The following is a 15,283-nucleotide window of genomic DNA, read 5'->3' as shown; positions in this document are numbered from 1 at the left end:
ACGGTGCGTTGTCAGAATGAGGGGAGCGGGTGCGGCATGCTTATGGAGATGGTCATCGACGGCGTGGAAGTGCCGGAGGACGGCTCGGCGGGAGACCTCGCCGCCGCCCTTCTGGTGCGCGTCGCGTCCGGTGACCAGCGCGCGTTCGCTGAGCTCTACGATCTGCTCTCCTCCCGAGTGTTCGGCCTCATCCTGCGGGTGGTCGTGAACCGCGCGCAGAGCGAAGAGGTGCTCCAGGAGGTCTTCCTGGAGATCTGGCAATCCTCTGCACGGTTCGCTCTGAACAAGGGGCAGGGACGCACCTGGATTCTCACGATGGCTCACCGCCGCGCAGTCGATCGTGTGAGGGCGTCGCAGTCCAGCTCGGATCGGGACATCCGTGCGGGCATCCGCGATATCGGCGTCGCCCACGACAGCGTCGCGGAACAGGTGGAACTGAGCATCGAAGGCGAACGAGTCGTCTCCGCGCTGGGCATGCTGCCGGAATCGCAGCGTGAGGCGATCGTCCTGTCCTACTACGGCGGTTACAGTCAGAGCGAGATCGCCGTTCTTCTGGGAACGCCGCTGGGAACGATCAAGACACGGATGAGAGACGGACTGTCACGTCTGAGGAATGAAATGGGGGTGAACGCATGAACGAGAAGGAATTCGCGGAGCTCGCGGCAGGGCACGCCCTGCACGCACTGTCGGATGCTGATGAGCGACGCTATGCGGACGCCCTCGTCGCGCATCCGGAGTGGGAGGCGTTCGCCGCGTACGACACCGAGACGGCCGCTCTTCTCGCCGACGGAGCGGTGCCGGCCTTGCCGTCACCTGGCGTTCGCGATGCGCTCCTCGCGCAGATCGCTGTCACGCCGCAGGCGGATGCTTCGTCTGAGGGTGATGTCGAGCCCACTGCCGCACCTGGGCCCACTGCCGCTCCTGTACCCGCCGCGTCGCAGCGTCGGTGGAGCCGTAGACTCTTCGCGCTCGCCGCATCCGTGGTGTTGATCGCGGGCCTCGGCATCGGGGCCGCCGTCCTGATCCCGCAGCTCACGCAGCCGGCATCCGTCGTCGCTCTCGAGAAGATCGAGGCGGCACCCGACGCCCAGCAGCAGACGATCGAACTGGATTCGGGAGCACAGGCGACGGCGCACTGGTCGGCATCTGTAGGCAGCGCGGTTCTCGTCACGGACGGACTGGATGCCCTAGGAGCAGACCAGACCTATCAGCTGTGGTTCGTTCGAGGAGAACTGCCCCTGCCCGCGGGAATCTTCGAGACGGACGCCGGAGCGGCTACGGCTCTGCTGGACGGCGACATGCATGAGGGCGATGTGATCGCGGTGACGGTCGAGCAGGCGGGTGGATCACCGACCGGACTTCCCACGACCGATCCGATCATTGCCATCCCCACGGCCTGACCGCGAGTACTCTGGACGAATGCCTGAGCAGTTCCACCGTCCCGTACGCAGGCCATCCTCAGCGTTCGACAATCTCGTCGGATCCGCCGATTCGGTCGAGGCGGCGCGGGTCGCGCACGCCACAGCATCCGCACTGCTGACTCGTGCGCGTGACGATTCCACCGGAGAGAGCGCGGAGCGACTCATCGCCTTCACCTCGGTGCACGGCATCGATGACATCGCTGAGCTGTGGGCGACCGCATCTGCGGTCTCGCTGCCAGGGGCGCTGTGGCGCCTGTACCTGCTGCAGCTCGCCATCCACAGCGACCCGCAGACATCTGCGCTGCTGTACGAGCGCGGGCGAGTCCAACTGGCCTCAGCGGATGCCGTCGTCGCCGGCGCTCCCGTACCCGCCAGCCCGGACGAGATCGTCGCGTTGATCGACACGATCCTGCGCGGTGTGTTCCGAGGCGACTTCGCGGTCGCATTGGACCGCGCTGCCGCCTTCTGCCGCGTGCAGGTGTCGGGTGCGACGTACCTCGCGGACGACTATGAGACGACAGAGCCCCGCAGAGCGACCGAGCTCACCACCCGCGCGCGGCGGCTGCACACGTACGCGAACGATCTGAGCGCCGCAGCGGGGCTGTGGCGGGTCGATGGCCTGAACTGACCCTCAGACAGAGAAAGACCGGGCCGCAAGAACGCCTCTCGGCGGAAGGCCGCTCGCAGCGGCAAAATTTGGAGCCCGGGGTTATGCGGCCCGGCCACTCAAGTGTAACGTCTCGATGCCCCGCGTATTCCTGTGCGGCACCGTAGAGTCGTCTCATGTCCCAGCGCTTCGCCCTGATCATCGACCCGGCCGGACTCGATGAGGAGAGCGACGACTTCTCCGGTACCTTCACGGTCGTGGACGCCGCAGCGCCCGCGCTGAGCGTCGGTGAACTGAGCACGCAGCGCGGGGACGGCGTCTTCGAATCGATCGGGGTGATCGACTCGCACGCGCAGGAGGTCATTGCGCATCTCGAGCGTCTGGCCAATTCGGCCCGGATCTGTGATCTTCCCGAGCCGAACCTCGAGCAGTGGCGGCAGGCCATCGTGGTGGCTGCCGCAGCGTGCCCGGCAGGCGAGTGGGTGATCAAGCTCATTCTCAGCAGGGGACTGGAGCACGGGCCCACCCCGACCGCGTGGGTGACAGCGGCGCCAGCATCCGACTTCTCGACCGTTCGCGCCAACGGCGTCAAGGTCATCACCCTCGATCGCGGCTATCCCCTCGATGTCGCCGAACGCGCGCCCTGGCTGTTGCTGGGAGCCAAGACACTGTCGTACGCAGTGAACATGGCATCGCTGCGCGAGGCCCATCGTCGCGGCGCGGATGACGCGATCTTCCTCTCCAGCGACGGGTACGTGCTCGAAGCGCCGACCGCATCCCTCATCCTCCGGTTCGACGATCGGTTCGTCACGCCAGCTCCGACCGGCGGCATCCTGCACGGAACGACGCAGTTGAGCGTGTACGAGTTCTTGGCGGCGCGCGGATTCGATACCGGATATGAGCAGATCCTGGCATCAGATCTACCCAGCGCGGACGGCGCATGGCTCGTCTCGAGCGTGCGGCTCGCGGTCGCGGTCACCGCCGTCGATGGGATGGCCCTGCACGTCGATCAGGGTCTCACCGCCGAGCTGAACGAATATCTCCTGTCGCCGCGCGACTGACAGATGCCGCCGATCGCGGCAAGATGGGAAGATGTCCGGTACCGCATACGAATCACGGCCATGGCTCACCTCGTACGCCGAAGGAGTTCCGCCCGAGATAGACGCGCCGACACAGACGCTGCCCGAGATGGTCGCTGCGAGCATCAAGAGCTTCGGGCGCCGTCCTGCACTCGAGTTCTTCGGCGCGATCACGTCCTATCGCCAGCTGGGCGAGCAGATCGAGCGCGCAGCAGAAGGGTTGCGGCGCCTCGGTGTGAAGAAGGGCGACCGCGTCGCCGTGGTGCTGCCCAACTGCCCCCAGCACGTGATCGCGTTCTATGCGGCGCTGCGCCTCGGCGCGATCGTCGTCGAGCACAACCCGCTCTACACGGCTCGCGAGCTGCGGCATCAGTTCGAAGATCACGGAGCTCGATTCGCCATCGTCTGGGACAAGAGCTTCGACACGGTCGCGGGCTTTCCCGCCGACCTTGAAATCGAGCACGTCATCAGCGTCGACATCACCGAGGCCCTGCCCTTCGCCAAACGCCTGGCGCTGCGTCTGCCCCTGAAGAAGGCGCGTGCATCGCGTGCGAAGCTCACGGCGGCGCCCAAGACGAAGAATCCGCTGACCTGGCGGAAGCTGATCGACCACCGTCGTCTCTCGCGCCGCGTCGCCGGCCCGGCGCTCGATGACACCGCGCTGCTGCAGTACACGAGTGGGACGACGGGCAGTCCGAAGGGCGCGATCCTCACCCATGCGAATCTGCGCGCGAACGCCATGCAGGGCCGTGCCTGGGTACCGGGCCTCGTCGACGGCAAAGAGACGTTCTACGCGGTGCTGCCGCTGTTCCATGCCTACGGCATGACGCTCTGCCTGACGTTCGCCATGAGCATCGGCGCGAAGCTCGTCCTGTTTCCTGCTTTCGATCTCGACCTGGTGCAGGATGCCGCTCGCACCAGCCCGCCCACGTTCCTGCCTGCAGTGCCTCCGATCTACGACCAGCTCGCACGCGCGGCATCGCGGGGGACGATCGATCTGTCGAGCATCCGGTTCGCGATCTCGGGGGCGATGAGCCTGCCCCTGGCGACGGTGCGGCGGTGGGAGGACGCGACGGGAGGCATCCTGGTCGAGGGATACGGGATGACGGAGACGTCGCCGGTGGCGCTGGGCAACCCGATGGGAAGGACCCGCCGACCAGGGACCGTCGGAATCCCATTCCCGAGCACGGAGATCCGCGTCGTGGATCCGACGGATCCTTCTGTCGATCTGCCGCTGGGGCAACGGGGTGAACTCCTCATTCGCGGACCGCAGGTCTTCCAGGGGTACTGGGGCCGTCCTGGTGAGACCGCGGCGTCGCTGCTCGAGGGTGGCTGGCTGCGGACTGGAGACATCGCTGAGGTCTCAGCCGATGGATTCGTGACGATCGTCGATCGACTGAAGGAGCTCATCATCACTGGCGGCTTCAACGTGTCGCCCAGCGAGGTCGAGGAGGCCCTCGAAGCCCACCCTGACATCACTGCGGCGGCGGTCGTCGGCTTGCCGCGTTCGAGCGGTGGTGAGGAAGTCGCGGCAGCTGTCGTGCTTCGCGAAGGCGCCGTGTTCGACGCGAGTGCGCTGCGGGACTTCTGTCGAACGCAGCTCACTGCCTACAAGGTGCCCAAGCGCATCACCGTCGTCGACGATCTGCCGCGGTCGCTGATCGGCAAGGTGATGCGACGCGATGTGCGCGAGGGGATGCTCTCGGCGTAGCCGAGTTCTTTCGGAGGGCGGATCTAGCCGAAGCGGCCGGAGACGTAGTCCTCGGTCGCCTGCACCGACGGGGTCGTGAAGATCGTGGCGGTGTCGTCGTACTCGATCAGCTTGCCGGGCTTGCCGGTGCCTGCGATGTTGAAGAATGCTGTGCGGTCCGAGACGCGCGAAGCCTGCTGCATGTTGTGCGTGACGATCACGACCGTGTACTGGGTCTTGATCTCGGCGATCAGCTCTTCGATCGCGAAGGTCGAGATCGGGTCAAGGGCCGAGCAGGGCTCATCCATGAGGATGACATCGGGGGAGACCGCGATGGCGCGAGCGATGCATAGGCGCTGCTGCTGTCCACCCGAGAGGCCGGAGCCCGGCTTGTCAAGGCGATCCTTGACCTCGTTCCAGAGGTTCGCGCCGCGCAGCGACTTCTCGACCAGTGCTTCCTGGTCGGACTTCGCCATGCGCGAGTTATTCAGCTTGACGCCGGCGAGCACGTTCTCCTTGATGGACATCGTGGGGAACGGGTTCGGCCGCTGGAACACCATGCCGACCTGGCGGCGCACGAGCACAGGGTCAACTCCGGGTGCGTACAGGTTCTGGCCGTCGATCAGTACTTCGCCTTCGACGCGCGCGCCGGGAATGACCTCGTGCATGCGGTTGAGCGTGCGCAGGAATGTCGACTTGCCGCAGCCCGACGGGCCGATGAATGCGGTGACCGTGTTCGGCTTGATGTCGATGCTGACGCCCTCGACGGCCAGGAAATCGCTGTAGTAGACGTTGAGGTCGTTGACTTCAATGCTCTTGGACACTGGAATCCTTCTTGTTCAATCGGGTGATGGGGCCGCTCAGCGGCCGGTCTTCGGCGCGAAAACCTTCGCGATGATTCGGGCGACGAGGTTGAGGACCATGACGATCAGGATGAGGGCCAGAGCTGACGCCCACGCACGATCGATGAATGCCTCCGCCGGGATGCCGGGATACTTTGCCTGCATGTAGGTGAACACCGGCAGAGTCGCCATCTGGCCGCTGAACATGTTGAGGTTCATGCTCTGCACCATTCCCACCGTGAGCAGCAGGGGGGCGGTCTCACCGATGACTCGGGCGATGGCGAGCATGATGCTGGTGGTGATTCCGGCGATCGCGGTGGGCATGACGACCTTGAGGATCGTCAACCACTTGGGAACGCCGAGTGCGTACGCCGCCTCGCGAAGCTCATTGGGGACGATGCGCAGCAGCTCCTCCGAGCCGCGCACGACGACCGGGATCATGAGCACGGCCAGCGACAGCGAGCCCATGATGCCCAGGCGCGTGCCCGGCCCCATGAGGAGCGCGAAGACGGAGTAGATGAACAGACCCGCGACGATCGAGGGGATGCCGGTCATGACGTCCACGAGGAACGTGATGCCCCGTGCGAGTTTCTTGCCTTGGCCGTACTCGACGAGGTAGATCGAGGTCATCAGTCCGATCGGGACGGAGATGATGGTGGCGCCGAGGGTGATGAGTAGCGTGCCCCAGAGCGCGTGCACCGCGCCGCCGCCTTCGCCGACGACATTGCGCATCGATGAGCCGAAGAACTCCGCGTCGAACCGGACGAGTCCGTTGATGACGACGGTGTACAGCAGCGAGATCAGGGGGAGCAGCGCAATCACGAATGCGGTCGAGACCAGCGCGGTCATCAGCCGATCTGTCGCATGACGGCGGCTCTCGGCCACTGTTGAGATCGTGAAGATGAGCACCATGTAGAGGAGCATGCCCACGACCACGGTGAGCGCGATGTTGAAATCGGCCGGGTCGCCACCGCTGTTTGCGACAGCGAAGATCGCGGCAGAGATGCAGAGTGACACGAGCAGCAGGATCCAGGCGGTGCCCTTGGGCAGGTGGCCCGTGGTGTTCGTCCGGGTGGTGGCGGGGGCGACGGCAGTAGCGGTCATGTCAGTTGGCTCCCGAGAACTCGGCACGGCGCGAGACGATCCAGCGAGCGATGAAGTTGACCGCAAAGGTCACGATGAACAGGATGAGACCCGCTGCGATCAGGGTGTTGACGCCCGAGTCGTGAGCTTCGGGGAACCGCAGCGCGATGATCGCGGGGATCGTCGTCGGGTTCTCCGGGTTGAGCAGGTTGAATGTGACGATGCCGAGAGGCGAGAGCACCAGCGTCACCGCCATCGTCTCGCCGAGTGCGCGGCCGAGACCGAGCATGGCGCCGGAGACGATGCCGCTGCGGGCGAACGGTAGAACAGCCATCCGAATCATCTCCCAGCGCGTTGCGCCGAGTGCAAGAGCTGCTTCTTCATGGAGCTTGGGTGTCTGCAGGAAGACCTCACGGCAGATGGCGGTCATGATCGGCAGAATCATCACGGCCAGAACGAGGGATGCCGTGAGGATCGTCTTACCGGTTCCAGAGGGCGTGCCGCCGAAGATGGGGATCCAGCCGAGGTTGGTGTTCAGCCACTTGTAGAACGGCACCAGCATGGGCGCGAAAGTCAGAGCGCCCCAGAGGCCGAAGACGACCGAGGGCACGGCGGCAAGCAGGTCGATGACGTAGCCGAGGAGTCCGGCGAGCTTGCGGGGTGCGTAGTGCGAGATGAACAGTGCGATGCCGATCGCAAGAGGTGCGGCGACGATCAGCGCGATGGCGCTGGCGTACAGCGTCCCGAACACGAACGGCCAGACCCAGGAGATGAACGACTGACCCTCGAGGATGTGATTGTCGCTGGTGTCCGGCGCGAAGGCCGGGATCGACTGGATGATCAGGAACACCGCGACAGCGGCGAGCGTCACGAGGATGATGATTCCGGCGCCGAGTGCGGTCCCGGAGAAGATGCGATCTCCGGGACGAAGCACCGCCTTGCGTGAGGCGGGCGAACGGGTATCGGGGCCCGTCGTGGTGGTGGTCATCTGAGCGGCTCCACGGGTGCTCTAGGGATGTTCGGGTTTCATGCGGGTGCCCCCGCGGTGCTGGTTCGATCTTCTCGGTCAGCACCACGGGGGCGATGTTTCATCCTCAGCCTGAGCTGAGGACCAGGTTAGTTCGTGACGATCGCGTCGATCGCTCCGGTGACCTTCTCGCGCAGCTCGTCCGAGATCGGGGCGCTGCCCGCAGCACTGGCTGCGACTTCCTGGCCCTCGGCCGAAGCGACGAACTCGAAGTACGCCTTGACGAGGGAAGCGGTCTCAGCGTCTTCGTACTCGACGCAGCCGATGAGGTACGAGACCAGAGCGATCGGGTAGGAACCGGCGGGTGCTGCTGCCGGGTCGACGGCGAACGCGAGGTCGTGAGCGGAGCGCCCGTCCTCGAGCGGCGAAGCGGCAACGAGAGCCGACGCAGCCTCTGCCGAGTACGGGACGTACTCGCCCTCGACCTCGATGGCGACCTGGCCGAGGCCGGATGCCTGCGAAGCGTCAGCGAAGCCGATGTAGCCCACGCCGTTGGTGATCGCGTTCACGACACCGGAGGTGCCGTCGGCAGCCTCACCGGTCGACAGCGGCCACTCGTCGCTGGCCTCGTTGGTCCAGACCTCGGGAGCCACGGCCTCGAGGTAGCTGGTGAAGGTCTCCTGCGTGCCGGATGCATCGGCGCGGTGAACCGGGACGATCGGCTGGTCGGGGAGCTCGACGCCGTCGTTCTGGTCGGCGATGGCCGGGTCGTTCCAGTTGGCGATGTCGCCGGCGAAGATGCCCGCGATGGTCGCGCCATCGAGGTTCAGCTCATCGACGCCGTCGAGGTTGAACGCAACGGCGACGGGGGAGATGTAGACGGGAACTTCGACGATCTCGTCGGACGCACAGGAGCCGAAGCCGCCAGCGGCGATCTCTTCGGCGTTGAAGGCGCGGTCCGAGCCGATGAAGTTCGAGGAGCCGGCGAGGAAGTTCTCGCGGCCGGTGCCGGAGCCCGTGGAGGTGTAGTTGACCGTGGCGTCGGGGTTGGCGGTCTGGAAAGCAGCGACCCATGCCTGCTGCGCGGCCTCCTGCGACGATGCGCCGGTCGCCTCGACCATTCCGGCGATGCCGCTGGCTTCGCCCGAGGTGTCTGTGGCGGTGCTTTCGTTCGCGGCACAGCCTGCGAGAGCGAGAGCGGCGACAGCGCCGATGGCGCTGATTCGTGCGATACGGGAGATCTTCACTGTGGGGATCCGTTCGATCGTGGATGGATGAGGCCCGGTGCAGGGCACACAGTGACGCTAAGTGCGGCGGTTAACGAGAATCTCCCGCCCGGGTAAACGGAAGGTGAACGGGAACCGTCCGCTTGGATCCGTCAGATCTTCGGAACGTGCGTCTCGATCGAGATGATTCCAGAGCCGGGATTGGTCGCCGAGAGGTGTGCGACGGAGAACGCGCCCACTTCGAGCGCGGATGCGCTGCCGAGATAGGAGCCGTGCATCGTGCCGGTGGCGAGTGCGAGTTCGGAGAGGATGCCGGGGAGCACGGGCCCATGGCTGCAGATGACCGCGGGCTTGCCCGCGCGCACGCGCTTGCCGACGACGGAGCGCACATCGGAGACCCCGTCTTCCCAGGCATCCTGGCTGATGAGTTCGGTCATCACCGGAGTGCGGTTGATCGCATTCGCCAGCGGGGTCACGGTCTGCACGCAGCGGACCGCGTCGCTGGTGACGATCCTGCGCACCCCGAACGCGCGAAGCGGTGCGACGATCGCCTCAGCCTGCCGATGTCCGCGTGCAGTCAGTGGGCGCGCGGCATCCGACCCGTCCCATTCCGATCGCGAGAGCGCCTTCGCGTGCCGGAGCACTACGACGGGATAAGTGTGCAGCACGCCGTCGTCGACGAGGCGCTCGAACTCGTCGAGGATCTCAAGGTCGACGGGATAGCTGAGCGTCTTCCGTGCCCGCTTCAGGCTCACCCATTCCAGAGCTGCGATCTCATGATTGGGGACGAACGCCGACTTCCGGATGGCCTCGTCGGTGGCCTCTGCAGCCCAGTAGTGGACGACCTTCTGACGCTTAGGTCGCATGAAATAGCGACTGACGCCGACGGGCACGCCCAGATGCACGCGGATGCCGGTCTCTTCGCGCACCTCGCGGACGGCTGTCTGAGCGAGCATCTCGCCGGGGTCGACTTTGCCCTTGGGGAGGGTCACATCGCGATACTTCGTGCGGTGGATCAGCAGGATGCGCAGCTTTCCCTCGGCTGTCAGCCGCCAGACGACTGCGCCAGCCGCGTAGACGGCCTTGTCATCACGCACGACCTCGACCACCGCTTGATCCAGTTTCGTGGTCATCGCACCGACCGTGACCTGCGTCGGCGATGGATCTGGCTCATGGTCTTATCCTGCAGATCGATCAGCGGGGTGCCGTTCTCGTCGACGGAGTGTCGCTCCCACACGCCGTCGGCCGCGAGATGCCAGGAGTTGGTGCGGTCGTCCATCGCGAGGTCGAAGAACGACAGCAATTCCTTGACGTGGTTCGGATCGCTCACACGCACGAGCGCCTCGACGCGGCGGTCGAGGTTGCGGTGCATCATGTCGGCGCTGCCGATGTAGACCTGGGGGTCGCCGTCGTTCTCGAACGCGAAGATCCTCGAGTGCTCGAGATAGCGGCCGAGGATGCTCCGCACGGTGATGTTGTCGCTTGTGCCGGGCAGGTCGACCTTGATGCTGCAGATGCCGCGCACCCAGATGTCCACCTTCACGCCCGCCTGGCTGGCGCGGTAGAGCGCATCGATGATCTCCTCATCGACCATGGAGTTCACCTTGATTCGGATGCGGGCGGGCTTTCCCGCTGCTGCGTTCTTGCGCTCGGTGTTGATCAGTCGGAGCAGTCCCTTGCGCAGATGCAGCGGAGCGACCAGAAGTCGCTTGAACTTCTTCTCGATGGCGTAGCCGGAGAGCTCGTTGAAGAGTCTGGTGAGGTCCTTGCCGACCTGGGCGTCGGCGGTGAACAGCCCGAAGTCCTCGTAGATGCGACTGGTCTTCGGGTTGTAGTTGCCGGTGCCGACGTGCGAGTAGTGACGCAGCTGGCCCTCTTCTTCGCGGATGACGAGGGCGAGCTTGCAGTGCGTCTTCAGCCCGACCAGGCCGTAGACGACGTGGACGCCTGCCTTTTCCAGCTTGCGCGCCCACACGATGTTGTTGGCCTCGTCGAATCGTGCTTTGACCTCGACCAGTGCGAGTACCTGTTTGCCCGCTTCCGCGGCATCGATCAGCGCCTGAACGACGGGGCTGTCTCCCGAGGTGCGGTAGAGAGTCTGCTTGATTGCGAGCACGTGCGGATCCCGTGCCGCCTGCTCGAGGAAGGACTGCACGCTCGTGTTGAACGATTCGTACGGGTGGTGCACGAGCACATCATTCTTGCGGATCGCTGCGAAGATGTCGGCACGGCTGCTCGATCCGGTCGGCTGGAACGCCACCGGAGTCGTCGGCACATGCGGCGGATAGCGCAGGTCGGGACGGTCCACTCGCGACAGCGAGAAGAGGCCGCGAAGATCGAGCGGGCTCGGAAGCCGGTAGACCTCCTGGTCGGTGATGTCGAGCTCCTTGAGCAGCAGATCGAGGGTCACATCATCCATGTCATCGGCGATCTCGAGTCTGATCGGCGGACCGAAACGTCGACGCAGCAGCTCGGCCTCGAGCGCCTGGATGAGGTTCTCGCTCTCGTCCTCCTCGATCTCCACGTCCTCATTGCGGGTGAGTCGGAATGCGTGATGGTCGAGCACCTCCATTCCCGGGAACAGGTCGCCGAGGTGGTTGGAGATGAGGTCTTCGAGTGGCAGGTAACGAGTGATCTCACCGCTGCGCGGCACCTCGACAAGCCGGGGGAGCATCGGGGGCACCTTGAGACGCGCGAAATCCTGCCGTCCGGTGCGGGCATTGCGGATGCGGATCGCCAAGTTCAGCGATAGGCCGGAGATATAGGGGAAGGGATGCGCCGGGTCTACTGCCAGAGGCATGAGAACGGGGAAGACGTGCACTTGGAAATACTCGGTGAGTGCCGCCTGCTCATCCTCGGTGAGCTGTGCCCACTCGGTGGTCTCGATTCCCGCATCGGCGAGGGCTGGACGCACCAGTTCAGTCCAGGCCTCGGCGTGACGCAGCTGCAGTGCGTGGGCCTCTCTGGAGATGTCGGCAAGTACATCGGACGGTGCTCGTCCGACATTCGTCGGCACCGCGAGGCCCGTGACGATGCGCCGCTTGAGGCCAGCGACGCGCACCATGAAGAACTCGTCGAGGTTGCTGGCGAAGATCGCGAGGAAGTTGGCCCGCTCGAGCTCGGGGAGCGAAGGGTCCTCTGCCAGTTCCAGCACTCGCTGGTTGAACGCGAGCCAGCTGATCTCACGGTCGTGGTACCGATGGTCGGGCAACTGCGAATCAGGAGTCTCGACGGCGTCGAAATCGTCGTCCTCTGCATCGCCGAGCCCGGCGTCGGTGATTGCGGCATCGATCATGGACTACATCTTCGCATCGCCGAGAGAAGAGTGCGTGAACGGTTTCCGTGCGGATCAGTGTTCAGCAGCGGCCAGCTGGTCATTGTCGTTGACGTTGAAGCGGTAACCGACGTTGCGAACGGTGCCGATGATCTGCTCCTGATCGCCGAGCTTCGCGCGAAGACGCCGGACATGAACGTCGACGGTGCGCGTACCCCCGAAGTAGTCGTATCCCCAGACTTCGCTGAGCAACTGCTCGCGGGTGAACACCCTGGCGGGATGGGTCGCGAGGAAGTGCAGCAGCTGGAACTCCTTGAAGGTGAGATCCAGGGGTCGGCCGTGCAGCTTGGCCGCGTACGACTGCTCGTCGATCGTCACACCGGATGCCTGCACTCTGGTCGGTTCAGCGGTGGCCTCGGCGCGGGCGAGAGCAAGACGGATGCGGGCATCCGTCTCTGCCGGTCCGGCGTCCGCGAGGAGAACATCGTCGATTCCCCAAGCGCCGGACACCGCTGTCATGCCGCCCTCGGTGACGACCAGGATCAGAGGGGATGTCTGACCGGTTGTGCGCAGGAGCCGGCATAGTGACTTCGCCCCGGCGAGATCTTTTCTGCCATCAACGATGACGATGTCGCTCTCCGGTGCGTTGACGAGCTGAGCGGGCTCAGCGGGGATCTGGCGCACCCGGTGGCTGAGCAGGTCCAGCGCGGCGAGGACCTGCTCCGAAGGAGTCGAAGTCAGGACCAGGATCGATGCCACGCGCAGTTCCTTTCGGGCGGCGGATTCAGCTCGCCCAGTGGCGATCTTTACGACGCCGTGGGGGTAATGATACCGATCTGGTCGTGCGCGTCGACGAGTTCGCACGAAGATATGACATCGCATGCGTAACAATGGAGTCATGTCCGAACCTGCCCTCGCGCCGAGAAACGCACTCGTAGGCGTCATGATCGTCTGGGGTGCCGCGCTCATCACGGCCATCCTGATCGGCATCTTCGTTCCGGAAGAATGGCGTGTGGCATGGCTGCTTCTGGCGTTCGGCGGTTCGGTGCTGCTGTCGTTCGCACTGCAGCTCTGGTACGGCCAGACCAAGGGGTTCATCTTCCGCATTGCGGCGAGCACGACCGGAGCGCTGCTGCTGCTCGGGGTGGTGTCGGCAGGTTTCGGCCTGGCAGCTCTCGTGCCCGCCTGATCACTGCCACCCCTCGGTCACCGGGCAGGGGTAGAGTGAGGCCATGGACCTCGTCGCACTCGAACTCTTCTTCATCGGACTGCTCGGCCTTGCGAGTCTCGCGATCGTCTTCGTCGCGGGTGTCGTGCTGCGCAACCTCTTCCGCGGCCAGCGCTGAGCTGAGCTGTCTTCACAGTCATGCTTGAGTTGCCTACCGACCTCCCTGCCGATCTCGCGCCGCTGAGCTGGCTCATCGGAGTCTGGGAGGGCACCGGTGTGATCGAGTACACCGCGCAGGACCATCGGTTCCAGGGCGAGTTCACCCACCGGGTGAGCTTCAGCCATGACGGCACCGGCCACCTGAATTACTCGGCGACCGCTTTTCTCGCGGCAGAAGAGGGCGAAGAATCCGTCCCTCTCGTCTCCGAGACCGGCTTCTGGCGTCTCTCCCGTACTGCGACGGCTGCGGATGCCGGACCGGCGCTGCTCCCGCCGACTGAACAGCGCGCCGTGCGCACTGTCGACGATGTCGAACAACTGCGCGCGCCATCCGGTGGTTTCCCGCTCGAGGTCTCGCTCGCGCACTCCGATGGCGCGCTTGAGCTCTACCTCGGCGAGATCAATGGACCTCGCATCGATATCGCGACAGATGCAGTCGTGCGCAGCGCTGGCGGCAAGACATATGGCGCGGCGACCCGCATGTACGGGCTCGTCGACGGACACCTGCTCTGGGCGTGGGATATCGCAGCGCTCGGCGCCGAAATGGCCTCGCATGCGTCTGCCCGTCTGGCGAAGGTGTGAGCATGTCTGCACTCTTCGAGGCCCTATCTGCGCACCAAGGGGCGGTCGTGGAAGGCGCCGCGGTCGTGCACTTCGGTGACCCGATGCGCGAGCAGCGGCATCTCGTCGCGGGGTCGGCGGTCACGCTCCTCAGCGATCGTCGGGTGATCGAGGTTGCTGGCGAAGACCGGCTCACCTGGCTGGACTCGATCACCTCGCAGGCGCTCACGCAGCTTCGCCCGGGAGAGAGCACTGAACTTCTGATCCTGGACCCGCAGGGGCGGGTCGAGCACGCCGCTGGCGTCCTGGAGGACGGCTCCTCGACGTGGCTGATCGCCGACGCTCCCGATGCCGAGGGGCTCGTGAGCTGGTTGCAGCGCATGGTCTTCCGTTCGCGAGCGACTGTCTCGATCCGTGAGGATCTCGACCTGCTCGGCTTCTTCAGCGGTGCAGCGGCAGAACCTGTCGTCACTTCGGCGGCTGCCGCGCCGAACGGTGTGCCGCTGGTGTGGGCTGACCCGTGGCCCGCAGTGCAGGCCGGTGGACATCAGTACTCGCAGGTATCGCCGCATCCCGCGGCTGAGTACCAGTGGCGCCTCGCGATCATCGAGGCGGATGCCGCGGCATCCGCTGTTTCCGATCTCGAGGTCGCTGGGCTCATCGCGGCAGACGCGCTGCGTGTGGCTGCATGGCGGCCACGCTGGACGAACGAGGTCGATGAGCGCTCGCTGCCGCATGAGTCGGACTGGATCCGCACGGCCGTGCATCTGAACAAGGGATGCTACCGAGGTCAGGAGACGGTCTCCAAGGTCCATAATCTGGGTCATCCGCCGCGTCGGCTGGCGGCCCTTCATCTCGATGGCAGTGACGATGTGCTGCCTGCCATCGGCTCAGCCGTGTTCGCTGGAGAGTCAGAAGTCGGCCACATCACCTCTGCTGCTCGTCACTTCGAGGACGGTCCGATCGCGCTGGCCATTCTGTCCCGTCGTGCGCCGATGGGTGACCTTGTGGTGCATGCCGACGGGGTCGAGATCGCGGCCGCGCAACAGGTGATCGTTCCTGCTGACGCTGGCGCGACGGCAGATGTTCCGCGACTCACGCGGCTCTCGCGTCGTGCAGAAGGACAGGATCCGCGCAAGGCCTGAA

The 15,283-nt window shown here is 65.1% G+C and carries 15 protein-coding genes; 8 read left to right on the top strand and 7 right to left on the bottom strand.

Translation table 11 applies throughout. The features are described from left to right. Window positions 1–48 precede the first annotated feature (48 nt). From sigK to ACTU6V_RS13970, 5 genes are all read left to right on the top strand, one after another. Window positions 49–636 carry an ECF RNA polymerase sigma factor SigK gene (gene sigK, locus ACTU6V_RS13990; protein ID WP_443475879.1) on the top strand — a complete coding sequence of 196 codons (588 nt, stop codon included), beginning with the start codon at window positions 49–51 and terminating at the stop codon, window positions 634–636. After that, window positions 633–1,400: an anti-sigma factor gene (locus tag ACTU6V_RS13985; protein WP_443469160.1), complete on the top strand. Its 768-nt coding sequence runs from the start codon at window positions 633–635 to the stop codon at window positions 1,398–1,400. Before sigK ends, ACTU6V_RS13985 begins: the two co-directional genes overlap by 4 nt. A gap of 19 nt (window positions 1,401–1,419) precedes the next feature. Next, the gene (locus ACTU6V_RS13980) at window positions 1,420–2,049 is read left to right on the top strand and encodes a DNA-directed RNA polymerase subunit beta (RefSeq protein WP_443469159.1); all 630 of its coding nucleotides are present in this window, start codon (window positions 1,420–1,422) and stop codon (window positions 2,047–2,049) included. Window positions 2,050–2,204: 155 nt separating this feature from the next. Then, window positions 2,205–3,089, top strand: coding sequence for an aminodeoxychorismate lyase (locus tag ACTU6V_RS13975; protein ID WP_443469158.1), 885 nt, complete (start codon window positions 2,205–2,207; stop codon window positions 3,087–3,089). A 31-nt stretch (window positions 3,090–3,120) separates the two neighbouring features. Then, complete coding sequence (locus tag ACTU6V_RS13970; protein WP_443475878.1) at window positions 3,121–4,818, top strand: long-chain-fatty-acid--CoA ligase; 1,698 nt, start codon at window positions 3,121–3,123, stop codon at window positions 4,816–4,818. Window positions 4,819–4,841: 23 nt separating this feature from the next. On the opposite strand, the gene pstB is transcribed toward ACTU6V_RS13970, so the two are convergent. The 7 genes from pstB to ACTU6V_RS13935 all read right to left on the bottom strand — a co-directional run bounded on the left by pstB (window position 4,842) and on the right by ACTU6V_RS13935 (window position 12,948). Next, window positions 4,842–5,621 carry a phosphate ABC transporter ATP-binding protein PstB gene (gene pstB / locus ACTU6V_RS13965; protein WP_443469156.1) on the bottom strand — a complete coding sequence of 260 codons (780 nt, stop codon included), beginning with the start codon at window positions 5,619–5,621 and terminating at the stop codon, window positions 4,842–4,844. Window positions 5,622–5,657: 36 nt separating this feature from the next. Next, window positions 5,658–6,743 (bottom strand): phosphate ABC transporter permease PstA, encoded by a 1,086-nt coding sequence (gene pstA, locus ACTU6V_RS13960; protein WP_443469155.1) that lies wholly within the window; start codon window positions 6,741–6,743, stop codon window positions 5,658–5,660. A gap of 1 nt (window position 6,744) precedes the next feature. Next, window positions 6,745–7,710, bottom strand: a complete 966-nt coding sequence (pstC, locus tag ACTU6V_RS13955) for a phosphate ABC transporter permease subunit PstC (RefSeq protein ID WP_417511001.1) — start codon at window positions 7,708–7,710, stop codon at window positions 6,745–6,747. A 128-nt stretch (window positions 7,711–7,838) separates the two neighbouring features. Then, window positions 7,839–8,936: a phosphate ABC transporter substrate-binding protein PstS gene (locus ACTU6V_RS13950; protein WP_443469154.1), complete on the bottom strand. Its 1,098-nt coding sequence runs from the start codon at window positions 8,934–8,936 to the stop codon at window positions 7,839–7,841. A gap of 131 nt (window positions 8,937–9,067) precedes the next feature. Beyond that, entirely contained in the window at window positions 9,068–10,048 is a 981-nt protein-coding gene (locus ACTU6V_RS13945) for an NUDIX hydrolase (RefSeq protein ID WP_443469153.1), read from the bottom strand. Continuing rightward, the gene (locus ACTU6V_RS13940) at window positions 10,045–12,210 is read right to left on the bottom strand and encodes an RNA degradosome polyphosphate kinase (protein ID WP_443469152.1); all 2,166 of its coding nucleotides are present in this window, start codon (window positions 12,208–12,210) and stop codon (window positions 10,045–10,047) included. The genes ACTU6V_RS13945 and ACTU6V_RS13940 overlap by 4 nt, the downstream gene beginning before the upstream one ends. Window positions 12,211–12,264: 54 nt before the next feature. Next, entirely contained in the window at window positions 12,265–12,948 is a 684-nt protein-coding gene (locus ACTU6V_RS13935; RefSeq protein ID WP_443469151.1) for a response regulator transcription factor, read from the bottom strand. A 139-nt stretch (window positions 12,949–13,087) separates the two neighbouring features. Here ACTU6V_RS13935 and ACTU6V_RS13930 point away from each other — a divergent pair, with 139 nt between their 5' ends. The 3 genes from ACTU6V_RS13930 (at window position 13,088) to ygfZ (ending at window position 15,282) form a co-directional block, all read left to right on the top strand. After that, a complete protein-coding gene (locus ACTU6V_RS13930) occupies window positions 13,088–13,378 on the top strand; it encodes a hypothetical protein (protein ID WP_443469150.1) in 291 nt (96 codons plus the stop codon). Window positions 13,379–13,555: 177 nt separating this feature from the next. Next, window positions 13,556–14,158 (top strand): heme-binding beta-barrel domain-containing protein, encoded by a 603-nt coding sequence (locus tag ACTU6V_RS13925; protein WP_443469149.1) that lies wholly within the window; start codon window positions 13,556–13,558, stop codon window positions 14,156–14,158. A 2-nt stretch (window positions 14,159–14,160) separates the two neighbouring features. Beyond that, window positions 14,161–15,282 carry a CAF17-like 4Fe-4S cluster assembly/insertion protein YgfZ gene (ygfZ, locus tag ACTU6V_RS13920; RefSeq protein ID WP_443469148.1) on the top strand — a complete coding sequence of 374 codons (1,122 nt, stop codon included), beginning with the start codon at window positions 14,161–14,163 and terminating at the stop codon, window positions 15,280–15,282. Window position 15,283: the final 1 nt, after the last annotated feature.

The sequence above is a fragment of the Microbacterium zouquanmingi genome (genome assembly GCF_052266675.1).
Lineage (GTDB): Bacteria > Actinomycetota > Actinomycetes > Actinomycetales > Microbacteriaceae > Microbacterium.
The sequence above is the reverse complement of the archived record's forward strand: the minus strand, read 5'-3'. Positions and strand labels throughout refer to the sequence as shown.

Excerpts from the sequence above, each read along its gene's own strand:
- ACTU6V_RS13975 (WP_443469158.1), top strand. The coding sequence starts at position 2,205 with ATGTCCCAGCGCTTCGCCCTGATCATCGACCCGGCCGGACTCGATGAG.
- ygfZ (WP_443469148.1), top strand. The coding sequence starts at position 14,161 with ATGTCTGCACTCTTCGAGGCCCTATCTGCGCACCAAGGGGCGGTCGTG.
- ACTU6V_RS13945 (WP_443469153.1), bottom strand. The coding sequence starts at position 10,048 with ATGACCACGAAACTGGATCAAGCGGTGGTCGAGGTCGTGCGTGATGAC.
- sigK (WP_443475879.1), top strand. The coding sequence starts at position 49 with ATGGTCATCGACGGCGTGGAAGTGCCGGAGGACGGCTCGGCGGGAGAC.
- ACTU6V_RS13940 (WP_443469152.1), bottom strand. The coding sequence starts at position 12,210 with ATGATCGATGCCGCAATCACCGACGCCGGGCTCGGCGATGCAGAGGAC.
- ACTU6V_RS13980 (WP_443469159.1), top strand. The coding sequence starts at position 1,420 with ATGCCTGAGCAGTTCCACCGTCCCGTACGCAGGCCATCCTCAGCGTTC.
- pstA (WP_443469155.1), bottom strand. The coding sequence starts at position 6,743 with ATGACCGCTACTGCCGTCGCCCCCGCCACCACCCGGACGAACACCACG.
- ACTU6V_RS13925 (WP_443469149.1), top strand. The coding sequence starts at position 13,556 with ATGCTTGAGTTGCCTACCGACCTCCCTGCCGATCTCGCGCCGCTGAGC.
- ACTU6V_RS13985 (WP_443469160.1), top strand. The coding sequence starts at position 633 with ATGAACGAGAAGGAATTCGCGGAGCTCGCGGCAGGGCACGCCCTGCAC.
- ACTU6V_RS13970 (WP_443475878.1), top strand. The coding sequence starts at position 3,121 with ATGTCCGGTACCGCATACGAATCACGGCCATGGCTCACCTCGTACGCC.
- pstC (WP_417511001.1), bottom strand. The coding sequence starts at position 7,710 with ATGACCACCACCACGACGGGCCCCGATACCCGTTCGCCCGCCTCACGC.
- ACTU6V_RS13930 (WP_443469150.1), top strand. The coding sequence starts at position 13,088 with ATGTCCGAACCTGCCCTCGCGCCGAGAAACGCACTCGTAGGCGTCATG.